The sequence below is a fragment of the Pedobacter roseus genome, assembly GCF_014395225.1.
Lineage (GTDB): Bacteria > Bacteroidota > Bacteroidia > Sphingobacteriales > Sphingobacteriaceae > Pedobacter > Pedobacter roseus.
Window position 1 is genome coordinate 6248400 of sequence record NZ_CP060723.1, and the last position, 21178, is coordinate 6269577.

The 21178-nt window shown below is 39.0% G+C and carries 19 protein-coding genes; 11 read left to right on the forward strand and 8 right to left on the reverse strand.

Annotated features, from left to right (window positions below; genetic code table 11):
* Positions 1–76 precede the first annotated feature (76 nt).
* The 3 genes from H9L23_RS25950 to H9L23_RS25960 all read left to right on the forward strand — a co-directional run bounded on the left by H9L23_RS25950 (position 77) and on the right by H9L23_RS25960 (position 1659).
* Entirely contained in the window at positions 77–565 is a 489-nt protein-coding gene (locus tag H9L23_RS25950) for a DinB family protein (protein ID WP_187592990.1), read from the forward strand.
* 257 nt (positions 566–822) lie between these two features.
* The gene (locus tag H9L23_RS25955) at positions 823–1344 is read left to right on the forward strand and encodes a tetratricopeptide repeat protein (protein WP_187592991.1); all 522 of its coding nucleotides are present in this window, start codon (positions 823–825) and stop codon (positions 1342–1344) included.
* Positions 1345–1467: 123 nt separating this feature from the next.
* Positions 1468–1659 carry a hypothetical protein gene (locus H9L23_RS25960; protein WP_025144195.1) on the forward strand — a complete coding sequence of 64 codons (192 nt, stop codon included), beginning with the start codon at positions 1468–1470 and terminating at the stop codon, positions 1657–1659.
* A 141-nt stretch (positions 1660–1800) separates the two neighbouring features.
* On the opposite strand, the gene H9L23_RS25965 is transcribed toward H9L23_RS25960, so the two are convergent.
* The 7 genes from H9L23_RS25965 to H9L23_RS25995 all read right to left on the reverse strand — a co-directional run bounded on the left by H9L23_RS25965 (position 1801) and on the right by H9L23_RS25995 (position 9126).
* On the reverse strand, positions 1801–2688 hold the full coding sequence (locus H9L23_RS25965) for a glycerophosphodiester phosphodiesterase family protein (RefSeq protein ID WP_187592992.1): 888 nt from the start codon (positions 2686–2688) through the stop codon (positions 1801–1803).
* A 229-nt stretch (positions 2689–2917) separates the two neighbouring features.
* Positions 2918–3775, reverse strand: coding sequence for a nuclear transport factor 2 family protein (locus H9L23_RS25970; RefSeq protein WP_187592993.1), 858 nt, complete (start codon positions 3773–3775; stop codon positions 2918–2920).
* An 88-nt stretch (positions 3776–3863) separates the two neighbouring features.
* Complete coding sequence (locus H9L23_RS25975; protein WP_187592994.1) at positions 3864–4847, reverse strand: M28 family peptidase; 984 nt, start codon at positions 4845–4847, stop codon at positions 3864–3866.
* A 45-nt stretch (positions 4848–4892) separates the two neighbouring features.
* Positions 4893–5630, reverse strand: coding sequence for a phytanoyl-CoA dioxygenase family protein (locus H9L23_RS25980; RefSeq protein ID WP_187592995.1), 738 nt, complete (start codon positions 5628–5630; stop codon positions 4893–4895).
* Between the two features lie 2 nt (positions 5631–5632).
* Positions 5633–6127, reverse strand: coding sequence for an SRPBCC family protein (locus H9L23_RS25985; protein ID WP_187592996.1), 495 nt, complete (start codon positions 6125–6127; stop codon positions 5633–5635).
* Positions 6128–6145: 18 nt separating this feature from the next.
* On the reverse strand, positions 6146–7255 hold the full coding sequence (locus H9L23_RS25990; protein ID WP_187592997.1) for a lactonase family protein: 1110 nt from the start codon (positions 7253–7255) through the stop codon (positions 6146–6148).
* Positions 7256–7542: 287 nt separating this feature from the next.
* Entirely contained in the window at positions 7543–9126 is a 1584-nt protein-coding gene (locus H9L23_RS25995) for a pseudouridine synthase (RefSeq protein ID WP_187592998.1), read from the reverse strand.
* A gap of 262 nt (positions 9127–9388) precedes the next feature.
* Between H9L23_RS25995 and H9L23_RS26000 the strand changes: the two genes are divergently transcribed.
* The 6 genes from H9L23_RS26000 to H9L23_RS26025 all read left to right on the forward strand — a co-directional run bounded on the left by H9L23_RS26000 (position 9389) and on the right by H9L23_RS26025 (position 18175).
* Positions 9389–10171, forward strand: coding sequence for a lytic transglycosylase domain-containing protein (locus tag H9L23_RS26000; protein ID WP_187592999.1), 783 nt, complete (start codon positions 9389–9391; stop codon positions 10169–10171).
* Positions 10172–10458: 287 nt separating this feature from the next.
* On the forward strand, positions 10459–11499 hold the full coding sequence (locus H9L23_RS26005; protein ID WP_187593000.1) for a 2Fe-2S iron-sulfur cluster-binding protein: 1041 nt from the start codon (positions 10459–10461) through the stop codon (positions 11497–11499).
* Positions 11500–11809: 310 nt separating this feature from the next.
* On the forward strand, positions 11810–12769 hold the full coding sequence (locus H9L23_RS26010) for a hypothetical protein (RefSeq protein ID WP_187593001.1): 960 nt from the start codon (positions 11810–11812) through the stop codon (positions 12767–12769).
* Positions 12770–12881: 112 nt separating this feature from the next.
* Positions 12882–15797 (forward strand): excinuclease ABC subunit UvrA, encoded by a 2916-nt coding sequence (gene uvrA / locus H9L23_RS26015; RefSeq protein ID WP_187593002.1) that lies wholly within the window; start codon positions 12882–12884, stop codon positions 15795–15797.
* 264 nt (positions 15798–16061) lie between these two features.
* The gene (locus H9L23_RS26020) at positions 16062–16829 is read left to right on the forward strand and encodes a TatD family hydrolase (RefSeq protein ID WP_187593003.1); all 768 of its coding nucleotides are present in this window, start codon (positions 16062–16064) and stop codon (positions 16827–16829) included.
* A gap of 326 nt (positions 16830–17155) precedes the next feature.
* A complete protein-coding gene (locus tag H9L23_RS26025; RefSeq protein WP_187593004.1) occupies positions 17156–18175 on the forward strand; it encodes an asparaginase in 1020 nt (339 codons plus the stop codon).
* A 150-nt stretch (positions 18176–18325) separates the two neighbouring features.
* Here the strand turns inward: H9L23_RS26025 and H9L23_RS26030 are convergent, their stop codons facing one another.
* Positions 18326–18472 (reverse strand): hypothetical protein, encoded by a 147-nt coding sequence (locus tag H9L23_RS26030; protein ID WP_187593005.1) that lies wholly within the window; start codon positions 18470–18472, stop codon positions 18326–18328.
* Between the two features lie 213 nt (positions 18473–18685).
* Here H9L23_RS26030 and H9L23_RS26035 point away from each other — a divergent pair, with 213 nt between their 5' ends.
* On the forward strand, positions 18686–20101 hold the full coding sequence (locus H9L23_RS26035) for an MBL fold metallo-hydrolase (RefSeq protein ID WP_187593006.1): 1416 nt from the start codon (positions 18686–18688) through the stop codon (positions 20099–20101).
* Between the two features lie 77 nt (positions 20102–20178).
* Positions 20179–21147: a YpdA family putative bacillithiol disulfide reductase gene (locus H9L23_RS26040; RefSeq protein WP_187593007.1), complete on the forward strand. Its 969-nt coding sequence runs from the start codon at positions 20179–20181 to the stop codon at positions 21145–21147.
* Positions 21148–21178: the final 31 nt, after the last annotated feature.

Consider the following 21178-nt stretch of genomic DNA (forward strand, 5'->3'; position numbering starts at 1 on the left):
GATTTCAAATCCGACCAACTAAAAATCATAATTGCAAATTCCAACCAACGAAAACGAAAATCATTATATTTGATTAATGATGGAAAACAATCCCCTCACCGGTGCAATTGCAGCATTGATAGATGAATATAAAAAAGCAGTTGATGAGATGATTGAAGTAATTAATCCAATCAACCAGCAGCAGTTGCTTCAAACCATCGAGCCAAAAAGTTTAAATTCCGATTGCATCTCCATCCAAACCATTTTAACGCATGTATGCGCCTCAATGTTCAGTTATGCGGTTTACATCGAAAACTCCATCGGATTGGAGACTACCAGGCCGGAACGGTTGCAATTTGATCAGGTAGCGCCCTATATTTTAAGGCTAAAGGAAGCATTTAATTATAATCAGGATTTTTTCATCAGAAACCCCAACATTAAAATGGAAGAGTTTGATCAAGCCAAAAAGATCAATACAAGGTGGGGGCAACAATACGATGTAGAACAGATGCTCGAACACGCCATCGTTCATATTTTAAGGCACAGGCGGCAGATTAAAAATGCACTGGTCAACATGAAAAGCTGATCAATAGAAAAAAAATAATTTGCAATTCATTGAAAATAAATATCTTTGCATCAAATTTACAGAAATGCTACGTCAAATACATATCCAAAAAATGCACTTTAGCCCGTCTTGTGGCATAAAGAGTTTGGGTATTGACTTAAATTTCCTTCCCAACCCTTAGCGTTTTTGCCATTATAGCATAAACCAAAATTTAAAAATCAATTTAATTACCCATTTGCTAAGCAAAATACCGCTTAACAAAATTAATAATATCCGTTATGGACATTTATACTACTGTAGAGGAAAAATATCTACAGGCCATTGAAGAATTGCACTGGGGCGAGCTGCCCAAAGCACTTCAGTATTTTAATGAGCTTATTGCCTTCGATCCTGATTACGCCAGGGGTTATTTTCAGTTGGGAGATATATATCACGAGCGTTTTAAGGATTACAAAACCGCTGGTTATTACTATAAACGCTGCACCGAACTCGATGCTGATTTTCCGGAAGTGTACGAACCTTATTTAAAGCTCGTAATTACGCTTAAAATGCATAAGCTGGTTAAACAGATTGCCGATAAAGCTTTAAGTGTTGCAGGCGTTTGCGAAGCCCATATTTTCGAAAGTTTAGGTTTGCATGCAGAACAACAGCAAAATTTTGCAGAAGCAGCAAACTATTTCAAAAAAGCAGAACTGTTTAATGCCGTTCAGGATGAACATAGTGCTTTACTTGAGCATCAGAACCGCATTAAAAGCAAAATGAACAGCACAAAAAAAATGGTTTACGATTTACAGGGATAAAGGGCTAGCCTTTATCCCTATGCTTTTACATACAAATCGCCATTTTATCTTTTTATTTTAATTTTGTTATTATCTTTACCACACAATTACAAAGCATAAATTCTTAAATCAAAAATATTCGATATGTCAGCTCACGATTCACACGCGCCAGTTCAGCAAACTAAAGGCATTTGGGCACTACCATTAACGGCTTGGATTATTGTTTTAATCCTGCTTGTGGCTTTCACAAGACCAATTTTCCACCATGGTGAAGAAACTTCTTCGCACGAGAAAACTGAAGCACACCACACAGAAGCGCCTGAATCGCACCACTAGGCATTAGTAAAGATCAAAAAAAAAGCGCTGAAACCAGCGCTTTTTTTGTTTGAGTTGCTCACGCTCGTTTCCAAACGAGCATGTAATAGCAAGGCATTTTAAATGCTATTTTATTTCGGTCGATGAGACACCAATGATTGGTTAGTTATTCAACTGCCCCATAATATTAGGGTAATCAGTAAGCACGCCATCTACACCTAAATCCATAAAATATTTAAGCTCCTTTACTGTATTTACCGTCCAGGGAATAATTTTGATACCCATCGCATGACAGCGGTCTACCAGGCCTTTACCAACCAATACCGAATAAGGGCTATAAATCGTTGGTTTAAATCCTAATTTCTCAATATAATCTTCAAAAGGTTCTTTCTCGTCAATCAGTAACGAAGTTTGTATTTTAGGGTATTTCTCATGCAGGTACTGAAGCGTACGCATATCAAACGATTCGATAATTACCCTTTTGCTTAATTTTTTGGCGTTGATAACCTCCATAATTAGGTCTACAAACTCTGCAGGCTCAGGGTGGAATTCGTTATCTCCATTTTTAATGGTTTTTGTTTCGATACTGTACACTGGTTTAGGCAGTTTGTGTTCTTTCACGTAAGCCTCTGTTGCGTCTATTGTTTCAGAGAGCAGAGGTTTGTAAGCCTTAAATTTCATCTGTCCCGGAAAACGGCTGTGCACTTTACTGCCTACATCGAACTTTTTAACCTGCTCGTAGTCCATTTTGTAGATATTGAAATTCTTCTGGTCCTTTAGAGTAATGGGTTTTCCATTTGGCTGAAGTGAAATTTCGTTGTTAAAATAAGGCTCCTGCGAAAGCACCACCTGTTTATCTTTCGAAATAACGGCGTCCATTTCCAAGGTGGTAACGCCTAAATCTAATGCTTTTAGCATTCCTTCGATGGTGTTCTCGGGCATAATGCCACGTGCGCCGGCTTTGCCCTGTAAATCGAATTTTTTCTTTTGGGCCGAAACATTAAAAAAGAATAAAGCGAGCGTAACGAATAGAAGTAATTTTTTATGCATAGGTTTTCAACGTGAAATAGGTTGTTTTACTTGTCATTATTTTTTGAAGCGCAAAAACTGTGCTGTTTTTAATGTTTGTTCCCGCTTTGCGCTATATCTTTCCGCTGCGCTACAAGGATACCGCTTTAATCGGGGCTAAACCCGAACGGTAGTGCCGGTAAATGCAAGATGCCGACATAAAAAAAGGGCCTCTTTTTATGGATAGCCCTCTTTAATTCACATTTAAATTTTATCTTTCTGCAGGTATAAAAGCCTGTACTATTAAGTTCCAGCTTGCATCTGCTGCTTTTTCGTAAACGAAAACATAGTTAAAACTTTCGCGCAGATCTGCTTTATAATCAATTGTTGCCACACCATAGGTATAAGCTAAATCGCTACCGATTGCTTTATCTACGCCCGTGGTTTTTAAATTGATTTTACTGATCATGCCGTTATAAAACGTAATAATTTTTCCTTTGCCATCAATGGCTTCGTTACCTGGGAAAAGTAAACGTGCATCGTTGGTTAAAAAGCCGCCAAATGCTGCAATACCATGGGTTTTTAAAAGCGTATTTAATGTTTTTTCGGTAGTTAAGATGATGTCTTTACCGGCCTTAATCTCTCTTTCATTTAAGAATTTTGGTGCAACGTGGTCTTTCGGCTCTACAAAAGAAGGTGTAACATTAGCCAAAGGTTTGTTGCTTTCTGTTCCTAAATCGATCGCTAATTTCCATCTGCCGTTTTCTGATTTCCAGATTGAAAGGTATTGACCATATTTTTTTTCCGAAGTTCCGATTTCGTAAGGGCCTGTAGTAAAACCTAAATCGCCACTACGTGATACTTTTGCCAAATTTGGCGTCCAGGTTACATCGCTTTCAGCATTTGCCTTTCCGGCATAAAAAGTTTTGGCGTTAACTGGGTTTGGTCTGAATACTAAAGTATTAGGGGATGAATAATCCAGATACGCGTCTTTATCTCCATTTTTGGCAATCGACTTAGCGAAATCCTTTTCAGCATTTACTAAAGATTTGGTTGTCCCGTCACTCTTTTGGGCAAAAGCGCCTAAGGCTAAAAGCGAAGCTATTGCGGTTGAAAATAATTGTTTCATTACTATTTTAGATAATTTATTTGGCGAATATAAAAGTTTCTTTGGTGTATGGTCTTAAAAATAATTAACAATTACACATTGTTGCCATTTATTTTTCCCTGTAAATGGTTTCTAAAACCGTTTGTCCGGTTGCTTTTAACGTATTTTTGTCAATATTCGCTAAATTATCCAGTTGGGTATGCCAGTTGATGTAAAAGCCGCTGTTATCATTATAATGGATAATATCGATAGAAGGAACGCCTGCCTTGTTCATCCAAAAATGATCATCTACCAGTTTTCCGCTCGGAATTTTGGTAAAATAAGAGGAGTAACCAATCTCATTCCCGATGTCCCAAACCTTATCGGCCACAGTTGGAGCAGCCTGGCGCGAAATTTCATCCTGAGTAAACTGTGCATTACCTCCGCCAACCATATCCAGGTTAATGCCATATAGCGCTTTATATCCGGAAGCCGTTGCTTTTTTTACCCAGTATTGCGAACCTAAACACCAGGTGGTTTCATCAGGCGTTTCATCGTTTGCCTTGCCATAATCTTCTAAATCCCATAGCACGAAATCTACGCCAACATTAGGCTGTTTTTGTTGAATCTGGCGTGCCATTTCTAAAATTACCGCTACGCCGCTTGCACCGTCGTTAGCCGCATCAAATGATTTGGTATGGTTTGCCGGATCAGCATCCTGATCTGAAAAGGGACGGGCATCCCAATGGGCTGTAATTAAAACCCTTTCCTTTTTATCTGGATTAAAGGTGGCAACAATATTTTTTAGCTGAAAACTTTTGCCATCATAAGTCTGCGTTTTCTCACCTTGTATACTTACACTAGCACCGAACGATTTTAATTTGGCAACTAAATAATCTGCGCATTTTTGATGTGCTGATGTACCCGGAATCCGCGGACCGAAATCAACTTGCGTTTTTGTGTAGGCATAGGCACTATCCGCATTAAAATCGGGGGATGATAATTTTACGGTAGTCTGTTCTCCATTTTCAGTATCACTTTGTTTTGTTTTATTTTGGCAGGCCTCCAGTCCGATTAATGCCAGGAGCGGGAGTATCAATAATTTTTTATTCATTGTTATTCTAACGGAAAATTATTTAAAGTAGTCTAATATAGGTTGTTAATTCGTTTTTGATTGCTGCTCAAAATTTAAATATTCCGACCATTGTATTGCTTTGGGTAATAGCTGGTTGCTAAATTCTAAATGGATAACCCTTCTTTTTTTGTTATTGGTTGTCCGGCTTGAACTGTGCAGCAGCAGTGGTTTCATGATCATTACAGCGCCCCGTGCTACGTTACAGCTCACCTCCTGCTCTACATCCCAATTAATGGTTTCTGGACGGTACATGCCCTTACTGTGCGAATTTGGAATTACTTTTAGCGCACCATTCTCTTCATTGGTATCATCAAGGTGGATGCGAATGGTAAAATTGCTTTCAAGGATATTTAAGGGTGGCTGTACGGAGAACTGATTATGTTTATTGGTATAGGGGCCGAATCCGGCTATTTCAACTTTTTGATCAACAGAAATGGTTAAATCCTGATGATAGGAAACAAACCAGTTTGAAGTTGCTGGTTTGTCGAAATAAATTGATTTAACGAGAAAATAATCTTCTCCAAAAAGCCTTTTAATGATTTTTTTTAGCTTTTCGTTAAAAACAATGCCGATGGCATCTGGAACTTCTTTTAAAAACTGGCGGATTGCAAAAAGGTCATTCGATTTTCTAAACGTTTCGTTTTTTGGGTTGGTATTATTGATTGCAGTTAGGATGGTTTCAACCTCTGTGTCGGTAAATACATCTTCAATTACAGAAAAGCCATTTCTCCGAATTTCATGCTCATTTACATCTAAATCCATACCTAATTGTTCAGCATTGGCTTAAACCGGTTATCTTTATTTCTTAAATCTAAACCACCTTCGTAAACGGATTTTAAGTTAATCAGGTAAAAACTCCAGCCATTTTGGCAACCCAGGCGGATGTTCCGTTTTGAATGATTATCTTCAGGGATATTCTTCTGGGTCAATTCTACAACGGTGTATTCAAATTCTTCACTGAGTTTAATTTCAACCAGACAATCTCCGGCAAAGGTAAACTGAAAATAATCCGTGCCATTTGCTTCGGTTACCATTCCGTTTTCGATATCATCATACAGGTACCAGATCCATTTATACCGATCGCCTTTAAGCGCATTCTGCGTTTTGCTGAGCAATACTTTATTCTCGTCAGTGAAAGATGCATCGCTTAAAAACCATTTTTCAATTTCGCTAACTCTTGTCCAGGCATTGTATATGTCCTCAAGCTTTGCTTTAATGGCAATCCTGATCGTGAATTTGGTCCAATCGAAGTTGTCCATTGGCTAAATTTTGAGTGATTAATTAAATACTAAACAAACCGGCGCACCAACATCGATCCTTTTGCCGCTATCGGTTAATTTACCCGTTGTTTTGTTGCGGTTAAAAATAACAATGTTATTAGTGTACTGATGTCCGATCAATAAGAATTTTCCGGTCGGATCAATCGCAAAGTTTCTTGGTCCCTTGCCCAAGGTACTTACCGTTTCAATAAATTTCAATTTTCCGGCAGGTAAAATAGAGAATGCAGAAATGCTATTGGCATCGCCACGATTGGTTTCGTATAGGAATTTTCCATCTGCCGAAACATGGATATCTGCACCGTCAACCTTGCCGGTAAAATCTTTTGGGGTAGTACCAATTTCCTGGGTTTTGGTTAAGTTTCCGTTTGCATAAGCAAAAGCAGTTATACTGCCATTAAATTCGTGTGCCAAATATGCAAACTTACCATTTGGACTAAAAGTTATGTGCCTTGGACCAGTACCAGCATTGGTTTTAAGTACCGATTTTACCGTTAATATTTTTTCTTTCGAGGTTGGGTTATATTTGTAAATATAGGTTTGATCTTCGCCCAGGTCGTTAACAATTAAGTATTTATGATCTGGCGTAAATTTAGTCATGTGCACATGAGCGCTTTCTTGTCTGCCTTTAGGATCGATGCTTTTTCCGGTATGTTTGATTATCTGCAAAGCATCTGTTAAAGACCCGTCAGTTTTTCGTGAAAATACAGCTAAACTACCACCACTATAATTGGCTACAATTACATTTTTTGCATCAACTGTAATAAAACAAGGATCGGCACCGTGACTGTCAACTTTATTTAAAAAGGTTAAATCACCTGTTTTTGCATTATATTTAAATGCGCTTACCGTACTGGTCGCTCCGGTTTCGTTTACGGCATAAACAAATTTGTTATCAGGTGAAACGGCTACGTAACTTGGATTAGCGGTGTTTTTTGTAATGCTTTTTATGCTTGTTGCAGCTGTTGCAGCATCAAAGTTATAGGTATAAATTCCTTCGCTTTTTCCTGGTGCAGTGTAAGTGCCTACAATCAAGTTGTAATTCTTTTTCTGGGCAAAAGTAAGAGTCGAAAGTATAGAAAGTATAAGCAATGAACTGAATTTTTTCATGAAAATATGGTATTGATTTTAACAAATATGGGAAATAAAATATAATTAGCCACCGAAAGTAGATGCTGTGGAGATCTTATCTATTTATTCGTATCCTTTTAATCCCCGTTTTGTGAAAAAATAGATGGAAAGAATTTTGCCACGAATGCACAGAAAATGTTTCTAATTATTAGAGACTGTTTCAACGGATACCTAACTCTGTGACCTTCGTGATTTTTCTCTGTGTACCTTTGTGGTGAAAAAAATAGCAATGCAAAAAAAAGGCAGCCAATCGGCTGCCTTATATATTATTTAATTAAATGTTTAATCTGAATCAGTTCATGCTCTTCAAGATAGCGCCATCTACCGCGTGGTAGATCTTTCTTGGTTAAATTGCCATAAACTACGCGGTCTAATTTTTCTACATTGTAACCTAAGTGTTCAAAAATACGACGAACAATCCTGTTTTTTCCACTGTGGATCTGGATACCGATTTCTTTCTTGGTTCCACCTGCAACGTAAGAAATGTTATCAGGTTTGATCAGGCCATCTTCTAATTCTAAACCAAAAGCAATTTTATTTAAATCGCCTTGTGATAAAGATTTATCCAATTCAACATTGTAAATTTTAGTGATACCGTTTTTAGGGTGTGATAATTTATCGGCTAAATCACCATCGTTTGTCATTAACAACAAACCTGTGGTATTGCGGTCTAAACGTCCAACCGGGTAAATACGCTCACGACTCGCTTTATCAACCAGTTGCATTACCGTACGGCGTTCCTGTGGATCGTCGGTAGTGGTGATGTAATCTTTTGGTTTGTTTAATAAAACGTAAACTTTTTTCTCGCGTTTTAATAATTCGCCATTGTAACGAACCAAATCCTTTGCAGGGTCAACTTTATGTCCCAGCTCGGTAACAGCTTCGCCGTTTACGGTAATAATACCGGCAATAATTAGCTCATCGGCTTTTCGACGAGAGCAGATGCCTGCATTTGAAATATATCTGTTTAGGCGGATTAAGCCTTTATCTTCATTTGTTTTACGGCCTTGGGTAATTACAGTGCGCTCCGGGCGGTTAAATTCTGTATCTCTTGGCTGTGCGTCCTCGCGTTTTCTAAACGGACGGGTGTCGCCTTCCTTTGGCTCTCGGGGTTTTACATCTCTTGAACTTCCAGCACTTGGCTTGAAATCATCTGATTTACCTCTTGATTTGTAATCTTTGTAGCCACCCTCTCTAGGTTTGAAATCTCTCGATCCACCATCTTTCGATTTGAAATCACGGTCGCCCGTTCTTGGTTTGTAATCTCTCGATCCGCCTTCTCTAGGTTTAAAGTCGCGGTCGCCAGTTCTCGGTTTAAAATCTCTCGAATCTCCATCCTTAGATTTGAAATCGCGTTCTCCTGTTCTTGGCTTATAATCTCTTGCACCACCTTCTCTTGGTTTAAAATCCCTGTCTCCTGTTCTAGGTTTGTAATCTCTTGATCCACCTTCTCTCGGTTTGAAATCACGGTCGCCGGTTCTCGGTTTGTAATCTCTCGATTTACCTTCTCTCGGTTTAAAGCCACGGTCTTCTGATGCTGCATCTTTTGATTTAAACTCGCGATCGCCGAATTTGAAACTCTGTGGTTCCGAATCTTTCGATTTGAAATCACGTCCGCCTGATCTTGGTTTGAAATCTTTTTTGTCTCCGAAAGATTTTGATTTGAAATCTTTACTGTCTGCGCTTCTGGGTCTGAAGCCTTCTTTTGAATCGGATGATTTTTTGAATTTGCTGTCTTTGTCGTCTGATCTTTTTCTGTCAGACCCGGCCGAACTACTTCTGCCTTCTGTTCTCCGACTGCCTGGTTTGGACTTGTCATCCCGACTGTTCCTGTTGTTTTTATTTATCATGATACGCTTTTAACGCATTAAAAATGCGGGCTGCAAATTTATGAAAAAATGATGAACATAACAATTTTAAGAGCTGAAAAATTAGATAAAAAAATAGCCTCTAATATAGGGAAATTTGTCTGAAAATCAAAATTTAAAATCCACGTTTAAAGCACTTTAAAGGCTGGTTTTGAGGCTTATTTCTGTAACTGTTTGATAATGTGCTTATTATTTTTTACCTTTGCCAACGTTTTTATATAAGTTCACCAAAAAAAGGAGGAAAATGTTAAAGAAACACATCGTACCATTTGCGGTAGTGGCAACACTATTTATCTTGGCAAAAGTGTTCGCTTACCAAATGCCCTTAGCACAAAAAAGTCTTTTAAAAGAAGAAAAATTAAACACTACAATACCCAAATCTGATAGCCTTGAAGTACAAAATGAGGAAGCTCCTCAATCTTTAATGGCACAGTTGAATTTTGCGGAAGAAACCCTGCCATTAGGCGATAAAAAGGTAGAACGCAAAATGAAAAAAATTCTTGCAGCACACACTTACGGAAATACCCAAACCAACCGCCTGCATGCAAAAGCAGCAAAATGGTTTCCTGTAATTGAACCCATTCTCGCTGCTTATGGAATCCCGAACGATTTTAAGTATTTGGCATTGGTCGAATCTGGAATGGCGGAAGGGGTTTCTCCAAAAGGTGCAGCCGGAATCTGGCAGTTTATGCCCGGCACTGCCCGTACCTATGGATTAAGAGTAAATGGGAATGTTGATGAACGCTATAATCTGCGCAAATCGACCATTGCAGCCTGTAAATACATTAAAGAAATGTATAAAGGTTTAGAAAGCTGGACATTGGTAGCTGCGGCTTACAATGTTGGCGACGGACGCTTACGCAAGCAGATCGATAATCAAAATCAGGATAATTACTACAAAATGAGGCTTAACCGCGAAACCGGGGGCTATGTTTATAAAGTAATTTCTATGAAACAGATTATGGAACATCCGAAACGTTACGGTTACGCAAAACCGCGCGTATTATTGGCCTACAACGCCGAATAATATAATAATTAAGATAAAGACAAGCATTTGGTAAGGCGTCCCGGTTTTTAATCGGGACGTTTTTTATTTAGGATGATTTCACAGATTTTTGGATTATACCGATTTGTTTTGCTGATCAATGTTTGCTTTATCACAGGGTCACTAAGGCACAAAGTTATTTTTCTGCATCATGCTAACCAATGAACCAATGGCTAATGAACCAATTAATAGTTGGCAATTTGCAGTTACCAATTAACAAATGACTAATGAACGATTGAACTAATAAACCAATTTCCTTTCTTTGCATTATGTTCAAACTGCGGATCAATAAAATCATTAATCAACCGGGCGATAATATTACTTTTCAATTTGAAGAGGTAGATGAATACCCAAAATATTTGGCGGGACAGTTTTTATCGTTGGTTTTTCAGGGAAAACATAAAGAGGTAAGAAGGTCGTATTCTTTTAACAGTTCGCCGGATGTAAATGAACCTTTGGCCATTACAGTAAAACGGGTGGAGAATGGAGAAATTTCGAGGTTTTTGCATCATAAAACTGCTGTAAATGATATCCTTTTGGCTCAGGAGCCGCAGGGTTTATTTAGTTATTTGCCTGAAGAAAACTTAGAGCGCGATCTTTTTCTTTTTGCTGCAGGGGTTGGCATTACGCCTTTGTTCTCGATTATGAAAACGGCATTGGTGCGCGAGAAAAAATCGTTGATTACATTAGTATATAGTAACAGATCGAAAGAAGAAACTTTGTTTTACGATGAACTGATCGAATGGCAACAGCAATACCCTGATAGGTTAAAAATTGTCTGGATTTTTAGCAATAGCAAAAACTTAATGACGGCCAGGCTGAATAAATTCTATATCGAGAAATTAATCAAAGAACATTTGCATTTCGATCGGGATAATGCGCTGTTTTATAGCTGCGGGCCTATAATTTATATGGATTTATGCCGGATTACCTTATTAGGCATGGGTTTCGATATCAAACAGATTAAAAGGGAGACTTTTGTGCTGCCAGAAGATGAGGTTGATGAAGACGATAGTTCTGAAAAAGTAGTCGATAAAAATACCTATTCGGTTATTTTAAATTTCAAAGGAGAATTGTACAATCTTGAAGTGCCCTGGCCAAAGCGGATTTTAGATGTAGCACTCGAAAATAAAATTAAACTTCCTTATAGTTGCCGTGGAGGGGTATGCAGCACTTGTGTAGCCAATTGTACCAAAGGTGGGGTCAGGATGGATTATAACGAAGTGCTTACGGATGATGAAATTGAAAGAGGTCGGGTATTGGTTTGTACCGGGCACCCAACTGAAAATGGAACGACGATAGAGTGGTAGGTTAGCTCAATCGTTATTGGGCATTTGTTAATTAGTCATTGGTTCCTTAGTCTTGGTTCAATCGTTCACAGGTTCATTGGGTTAACGTGGCGTTTATCGTCGCGTCGTCATCTCGAGCGGAGAGTAACGGAGCCGAGAGATCTTTGAAATGTGCTTAATAATTGAAATCTAACGTAATTCTTCAATGAGGAGGCAACTAATTATGATCTTTAACCTTTGTAGTTTTTTAAGTTTTTGTATCATTTGATTAGCGATCGTTATTTTCTCTAAAAATACAAAACCGTTGCCTCATTTACAGCGTTTATCTGGTATGATAAAAACTTTTTTTACGCTTATTATCTGCCTCATCTGTTTACAATCCTTTGCTCAAGATTCAATAGCGGTAAAAAGAGAGTTTGCCAACAAAGAATATATTCATCTGTACAAAGAAAATGCTGATTTAGCTTATACGGCACCAGGTGGAGAATTGGGAGCACCTTCAAAATATGTAATCAACGGTCGGCTAACTACTACATATATGCTTTTGGGTAGTTATAAATCGCCAATTGCCTTTGCAATTATTCCTGATTTTACGGTACGTGTTAGGAATGAATTTTCTGCTGCTGTACGGACGCCGAGTTACCGTTTGGGCGGAGCGCTTTATGCGAGGTTAAATCCCGATCCAGAACATTATAAATATGCTGAACTGGCTTTTACACATCATTCAAACGGTCAGGATCAGAGCGCATTTAATCCGGATGGTACAATTAATACCCGTACAGGAAATTTTAACGCAAATTATTTAACGCTTTCTTACCGTTTTGGAGATTTTACACCAATTAGTGCCGATGAAAGCTATTATTCCTTCAATTATCGGCTTGGCTTGCAATGGTATAAATTCTTTAGGTATGAGCCTGCACTTAATGAAGGTTTTGGATTTACTAGAGTGTTGTATGGTTTTTCCTGGCGCAGGTATGATGAAATCGAAAAAAAAGCCAGGAATAAGCAGAAAGTTAAAAGCGAAAAGGAAACCTGGCGTTTAAATACCGAGTTATCTTATGCCGTAAATAAAATTCCATCGAAAAATTTTGCCAATATCCAGAAGCGGTTAAATGCTGAAATAAATTTCAATTACAGCTTTCCGTTTATGAACAATGTGTTTTTGATGGCGGCGGTAGGCTATTATGGCGAAGATAATTATAATATCTATTTTCAGGATCATTACAGTTATGTGCGCTTTGGCTTATCATCTGGTTTCCTTAGAAATAGAAGCCGACATTATGACAATTAATAGGTAATACAGGTTGGTTTTGACTTTCTTTTTGATAAAATTTTTAGCATTTTTGCGGATTGAAATCCGGTCTTTTTTAAGACCCGGTTTTGGCCCCAACTTTAAATAAAATATGAGCAATAAATCTATCGACCTCGGCGAGCAAAAAGATGTAGAAGTATATGGTGCGAGGGTACATAATTTAAAGAATATAGATGTTAGTTTTCCGCGCAACCAGCTGGTTGTAATTACTGGTTTGAGTGGCAGCGGTAAATCTTCGTTGGCTTTTGATACCATATATGCGGAAGGACAGCGCCGTTATATGGAAACATTTAGTGCCTATAGCCGCCAGTTTATGGGCGGGATGGAGCGGCCTGATGTGGATAAGGTTTCGGGATTGAGTCCGGTTATTGCCATTGAGCAGAAAACCACCAGCAAAAATCCGCGCTCTACTGTAGGTACCATTACCGAAATTTACGATTTTATGCGTTTGCTTTACGCCCGTGTAGCCGATGCTTACTCGTACAATACCGGCGAGAAAATGGAACGCATGAGCGAAGATCAAATCCTGCAGAACATTTTTAATAAATTTGATGGTTTGGCCGTAAATATCCTTGCACCAGTGGTTAAAGGTAGAAAGGGGCATTACCGTGAACTTTTTGAGCAAATCCGCAAACAGGGTTATGTAAAAGTGCGTGTAGATGGAGAGATTAAAGATATTACCGCTAAAATGCAGGTCGATCGTTATAAAATCCACGATATTGAAGTAGTGATCGATCGCCTCATTATTGACGTGAAAGATAAAAAACGCCTGCTCGATTCACTGCAGATTGCAATGAAAATGGGTAAAGGAGTAATCAAAATCAGCGATAAAGATAATAACGTAGCGCACTTTAGTAAGTTTTTGATGTGCCCAACCACGGGTATTTCTTATGACGAGCCTCAACCCAATAGTTTTTCGTTCAACTCGCCTTATGGCGCCTGCGAACGTTGTGATGGTTTGGGTTATATTTTTGTAGTCGATAAAGAATCGGTTATTCCGAATCCAAAACTGAGCATTTTAAATGGCGGTTTAGCCCCATTGGGCGAATACCGCGATATCTGGATGTTCCAGGTGTTAAAAGCTTTGGCTAAAAAATACAGTTTCTCGCTTTCTACACCCATCGAAAAATTAAGCGATGAAGTCATCAATATCATTTTAAACGGTTCGCCTGATCTGATCAAGGTTGAGGTAGAATACAATAAATGGAACGTTCAGAATTATAACATCACTTTCGATGGTATTATTAAAATGCTTGAAGAGCAGAACGAAAAAAGAAGCGAGTCAGCATCCGACGATATGGACGAGTTCAGGAAACTGAAAACCTGTCCGGAGTGCCATGGTGCCCGTTTGAAAAAAGAAAGTCTGCATTTTAAAGTTGATGGCAAAAACATTTTCGAACTTTCATCGATGGATATCAACAACCTTCATCAATGGTTCGAAAAAGTTGATGAACGTTTGTCCGACCGTCAGAATATTATTGCCAAAGAAATTTTAAAAGAGATTAAAGCCAGGATCGGTTTTTTAACAGATGTAGGTTTAACTTATTTAACTTTAGATCGTACTGCCCGCACACTTTCGGGTGGCGAGGCGCAACGTATCCGTTTGGCCACACAGATTGGTTCGCAGCTGATGAACGTAATGTACATCCTCGATGAGCCAAGTATTGGTTTGCACCAGCGTGATAACGAACGTTTGATCAATGCACTTAAAAATCTCCGTGATCTGGGAAACACCGTTTTGGTGGTAGAACATGATAAGGATATGATTTTGGAGGCCGATTGGGTAATTGATGTTGGTCCTGGCGCTGGTATTCATGGAGGTACTGTAGTGGCCGAAGGAACCGCTGCGCAGATCCTGAAATCGAATACCTTAACCGCCGATTATTTGAATGGCAAAAGGCAGATTGAAACACCAAACGTCCGCAGAAAGGGCAATGGGCATAAATTGTCGCTGCTTAAAGCCACCGGACATAACTTAAAAGAGGTTTCAGTAGACTTTCCTTTGGGTAAATTTATTGCCGTAACCGGAGTTTCAGGTAGTGGTAAATCGAGTTTAATTACCGAAACTTTATACCCGATTTTAAACCATCATTTCTTCAGGGCCAAAAAAACACCTTTACCTTACGAGAAAATCAATGGTTTAAAAGAAATTGATAAGGTGATCGAGATTGATCAGGCGCCGATTGGCAGAACGCCACGTTCTAATCCTTCTACCTATACCGGTGTTTTCTCTGATATCAGGAATCTGTTTGTTCAGTTGCCCGAAGCGAAAATCCGCGGCTACAAACCCGGCCGTTTCTCTTTCAATGTTAAAGGCGGGCGTTGCGAAACCTGTCAGGGAGCAGGTTTAAAGGTGATCGAAATGAACTTTTTGCCTGATGTGCAGGTGCCTTGCGAAGAATGTGGCGGAAGAAGATACAACAGGGAAACTTTAGAAGTACGTTTCCGTGGAAAATCGATTAGTGATGTATTGGATATGAGTATTGAAGATGCCTGTACTTTCTTCGAAAATATTCCGATCATCTACAGAAAAATCAAAACTTTAAAAGATGTAGGTTTAGGTTATATTACTTTAGGTCAATCGTCGGTAACTTTATCAGGAGGGGAGGCGCAGCGTGTAAAACTGGCTACCGAACTTTCTAAAAAAGATACTGGAAAGACCTTTTATATTTTAGATGAGCCTACCACAGGACTTCACTTCGAAGATATTAACGTGCTTTTGGGCGTATTGCAGGAGCTGGTTGATAAAGGAAATACCATTTTGGTGATTGAACATAATTTAGACGTGGTTAAGGTTGCCGATTGGGTGATTGATTTAGGAGAAGAAGGCGGTGCTGGTGGCGGAAGGATTTTATTTGAGGGTACACCTGAAGGTTTGATCCAGAACCCAATTAGTTTAACCGGAAAGTTTTTGAAAAAGGAAATGGAATGGAATCCACAGTCCGAAGTCGGAAGTCCGGAGCCCAAAGTCAAAACTCCGAAGAAAAGTAAAGCTGAAAAGAAATAGGCTGCGGAGAATCGTCGTTCCCAACCCGATAGCTATCGGGTTGATTGGGAATCTTAATGCAAGCGCTTCAAGATTCCCATCTGCGTGGGAATGACGATTAATCTAATGGAATCTGTTAATGGTAGTCTATCGAAGAACCTGTTTAAACTTATGTGTTTCGACGAGCTCAACCTTACTTATCAAATTGAAATTAACTTTGAAAATACACTTAACAAACTCCTAACCCGTCATCCATTTTACATCACCCATTTTACATTATAAAACATGATCTTCACCGATACCCATACCCATCTATATTACGAACAGGATGCCGAAAAACAGGCGCAGCTAATGGAACGTTGTTTTGAAAGCGATGTGAACCGTTTGTTTTTGCCCAATGTTGACGTGAAATCGATCGCGATGATTGATGACCTGGTGGCTAAATACCCTGAAAACTGTTTTGCAATGGCCGGCCTGCATCCCTGTGATGTAAAAGAAGATTACCTTGCGCTGTTAGATGAAATTTATAAAAGTATTGCTAGTCGGAAAATTTATGCCATTGGCGAAATCGGGATCGATTTATATTGGGATAAAAGCACTTTAGCTATCCAGCAAGATGCCTTTCGCAAGCAGATTGCCTGGGCAAAGGAGTTGGGGTTGCCGATTGTAATCCATTGCAGAGAAGCTTTTGATGAAGTTTTTGAAGTATTGGAAAGTGAACGTGATGAAAAATTGCGTGGTATATTCCATTGTTTCACTGGAAATTTGGCTCAGGCAAAACAGGCTATTTACCTTAATTTTTATTTAGGCATTGGTGGTGTGGTCACGTATAAAAAAGCGGGTTTGGATCTGGTATTGGCAGATATTCCTTTAACTAATCTGGTTTTAGAAACCGATTCTCCCTACCTGGCACCAGTTCCTTTCCGTGGTAAACCTAACGAAAGCAGTTACCTGGTTTATATCGCGCAAAAATTGGCTGATATTTATGGCGTTTCTATTGAAGAAATAGCAGATGTAACCACAGAAAATTCGAAGAAAATATTCGGGATTTAAATGTTATTATTCTTACGCGACAAATTTTAGCGGTTCGTCATTCCCAACTTGATTGGGAATCGTAATGCAATAGCTTTAAGATTCCCGCATGTGCGGGAATGACGTTTAAGTTTTAGATTCTCTTTCTTGCTGGATCCCGAAACAAGTTCAGGATGACGACAATATTGTATTTCTTTTATTGTCAAATTGACAAAATTTATCTTTGTAAATTATTGAATTAATAATATTGTTATTGATTTTAGCTTTTTTATTGCTAATTTAAAAATATCACCCAATCATTTGTAAATTTTTAGTTTCTTTGCGCTGAGCAACCTTCACTAAACCAAATGACCAAAATACTTATAATTTATACCGGTGGTACCATTGGTATGATTAACGATCCTACAAACGGGATGTTGATTCCGTTTGATTTCCAGCAGATAAAAGAAAACGTTCCGGAACTGGGCCGTTTAGATTACCACTTAGATGTACACTCTTTCAATCCGGTGTTGGATTCATCAAACATGGATCCTGAAATATGGAAAACATTGGCCGAACTCGTTTATAATAAATACGATCAGTACGATGGTTTTGTAATCCTGCACGGATCTGATACGATGGCTTTTACCGCTTCGGCACTGAGTTTTATGCTCGAAAATCTCGATAAACCTGTTGTTTTAACAGGATCGCAATTGCCGATAGGAGAAATCAGGACTGATGCCAAAGAAAATTTAATTACTGCGTTAGAAATTGCCGCAACTAAAGAAGATGGCAAAGCACTATTCCCGGAGGTTTGCATTTATTTTGATGCACAATTGTTTAGGGGCAACCGCTCTATTAAATACAATAGCGAGAAGTTTGAAGCTTTCCGCTCGCCAAATTACCCCGTACTTGCAGAGGCTGGAGTACATTTACAGTTTCACAGAAATTATATTTTAAAAGCTACCGGCGGTGAGTTAAAATTACATACCAATTTTAATTCGAATATTGGTGTGCTTAAATTATATCCGGGAATCACCCCGCAGGCTGTTCAGGCCATCACCGATTCTAAGGTCGATGCCATTATTTTAGAAACCTTTGGTTCAGGCAACACCTCCACCGCACAATGGTTTTTAGATAGTTTACGCCAGGCCATTTTAAATGGAAAAATCATTATCGATATCTCTCAGTGTAAAAAAGGCTCAGTACAGCTTGGTCGCTACGAAACCAGTAGGGAGTTGTTAAAAATGGGCATAGTAAGCGGCTACGATTTAACTTTCGAAGCTACGGTAACCAAACTGATGTTCGTAATGGGCTTGGGTTTATCAGTTGAAGAAAGCCGTAAATTGATGGATGAATCGTTGCGGGGAGAGCTAACAAAGGATTAATGTTTCCAGCGTTTATAATATTTTTTTTAAGGAAATGAGCAGTTCCACTCTTTTGGAGGTTTTCAGTCCCGCTCACGCTTCTGCCGATGAAGAATCGGCATCTCGCTTCGATCGGGTTTAGAGACAAAGGATAAGTACAATTGGCTAAACCTAGCAAAGTGCAGTATTTGGCGTGATGTAAGGAACAGGCCTTTCAGTTATAAACCTGACAGTAGCGGCAGCTCCCGATTTTTTTATCAGGACTAAAGCGAATGGCAGGGCTTCACTGGCCAAGAACAACAAAACGTTCGTTTTCAAATAAAAAGGATTAAGATTTAGCATTACTAAATTTAATATCTAGATAAGCTGTATCATGTACTACAATAAGTAAAACTTCTGCAATTATGACTAACATCATTTCGGTTATAAGTATTTAGCCCTATTTTTGCTATGGAAGGATATATGGCGAAAGGTTTAAGGCGTAAGGTTATATCTTGATACTCACTTCTCCATACTTGATACTTATTAAACATGAAAATAGAACAGATATATACAGGTTGCCTGGCAGAAGCCGCTTATTACATCGAAAGTAATGGCGAGGCTGCAATTATTGATCCTTTAAGAGAAGTTGCGACGTATTTAAAGAAAGCAGAAAAAGCAGGTGCCACCATTAAATATATTTTTGAAACGCATTTTCATGCCGATTTTGTTTCTGGTCACGTAGATCTTGCAGAAAAATCGGGTGCCGAAATTATATACGGACCAACCGCAAAAACCGAATTTAAATCGCATATCGCCAAAGATGGTGAGCAATTCAAAATTGGAAACTTAACCATAACAGCATTACATACCCCTGGGCATACTTTAGAATCGACCACTTATCTGTTAACTGATGAAAACGGTAAAGACCATTGCATTTTTAGCGGTGATACCTTATTTATCGGAGATGTAGGTCGTCCGGATTTAGCCCAAAAAGGTCATTTAACGATGGATGATTTGGCCGGAATGCTTTACGATTCGTTAAATGAAAAGATAAAACCTTTAGCAGATGATGTAATCGTATATCCGGCACATGGTGCTGGTTCTGCCTGTGGCAAAAGCATGAGTAAAGAAACTTTCGATACCTTAGGCCATCAGAAACAGGTTAATTATGCTTTAAAAGCAGAAACAAAAGAACAGTTTATTGCTGAAGTAACAGATGGCATTATGCCACCACCACAATATTTTGCTAAAAATGCTGCTATTAATAAAGGTGGTGTAGAAAGTATTGATGATGTTTACGAGAAGGGTTTAAATGCCTTAACCCCTCAACAATTTGAGGATCTGGCGAACCAAACGGGAGCAATTATGCTCGATACGCGCGATCCGCAGGTTTTTGCAAAAGGTTTTATCCCAAACTCGATTAATATTGGTTTAAACGGACAGTTTGCGCCATGGGTTGGCGCCTTAATTACCGATTTACAACAACCGATTTTATTGATTACCGACCAGGGCAAGGAAGAAGAAACGATTACCCGCTTAACTCGCGTAGGTTACGATAGTACCATTGGTTATTTGGATGGTGGTTTCGAAAACTGGACTGCTACAGGTAAAGAAATCGATACCATTGAATCAATTTCGGCCGAAGCTTTTGAGCAAGCTGCATCAAATGGAGAAATTACGGCGCTTGATGTGCGTAAACCAGGTGAATATGAATCAGAACATTTAGAATTTACGCTGAGCCGCCCTTTAGATTTTATTAACGACTGGACTACCGAAATTAATACAAAATCTACTTATTATATCCATTGTGCAGGTGGTTATCGCTCTATGATTGCGGCTTCCATTCTAAAATCGCGTGGGGTAGAAAATGTAATTGATGTAGCTGGTGGTTATGGTGCAATAAAAAATACCGGTTTAAAAAGAACCGATTTCGCCTGCCCAAGTAAAGCAATGAAAGTATCATAACTCGTCATTGCGGGAGAAACGACAACCTGCCCCGACTTTTCGGGGAATCAATCTTACAGCGAAATAAAAATACCTGAATGTCAGACAATCAAAATCATTACGACGTATTAATTATAGGTGCGGGCCCGATAGGGATGGCCTGTGCAATTGAAGCCCAAAAAGCAAACTTAAGCTATGTTATTATAGAAAAAGGTGCTTTGGTGAATAGCTTGTTCAACTATCCGGTATTTATGACATTCTTTTCTACTTCTCAAAAATTAGAGATAGGAGGCGTGCCTTTTGTAACCATCAGCCCCAAGCCGAACCGTAACGAAGCTGTAGAATATTATCGCCGTGTTGCCGAAAAATTCGATTTAAACATCCATCTTTTCGAAAGGGTAAAGCAAGTGGTTAAGAATGATAACAATCTTTTCGAAATCAAGACTTCAAAAACTGATTATACGGCTGGCAATGTGATTGTGGCTACGGGATTTTACGATGTACCTTTATTGATGAATGTGCCGGGTGAAGATTTGCCAAAAGTGACACATTATTACAAGGATCCACATTTATATGCCTTCCAAAATGTGGTTGTTGTTGGTGCCAATAACTCGGGCGTGGATGCCGCTTTAGAAACCTACCGCAAGGGTGCAAAGGTAACCATGGTGGTGAGGAGTGGTGAACTTGGTCCGCATGTTAAATATTGGGTTCGCCCCGATATACAGAACAGGATTAAAGAAGGTGAAGTTACTGCCCTTTTCGATTCTGAACTTGTTGAAATAAGGGAAGGTGAAGTGGATATTAAAACCCCGGAAGGGATAAAAACCATTCCAAATGATTTTGTAATTGCCATGACGGGCTATCAGCCAGATTTTTCGATGTTAAGAAAATTCGGAATCGATCTGCCCGAAACACTTTGCCCGGCCTATAACGAAGAAACCATGGAAACCAACGTAAAAGGTTTATACCTGGCTGGTGTAGTTTGCGGTGGATTAGATACCCACAAACTATTTATTGAAAACTCGAGGGTACATGCGGAGATGATCGTAAAGAATATTTTGGGCTAGTGTCTTACGAAGTTTAACCAGGGGATTATCG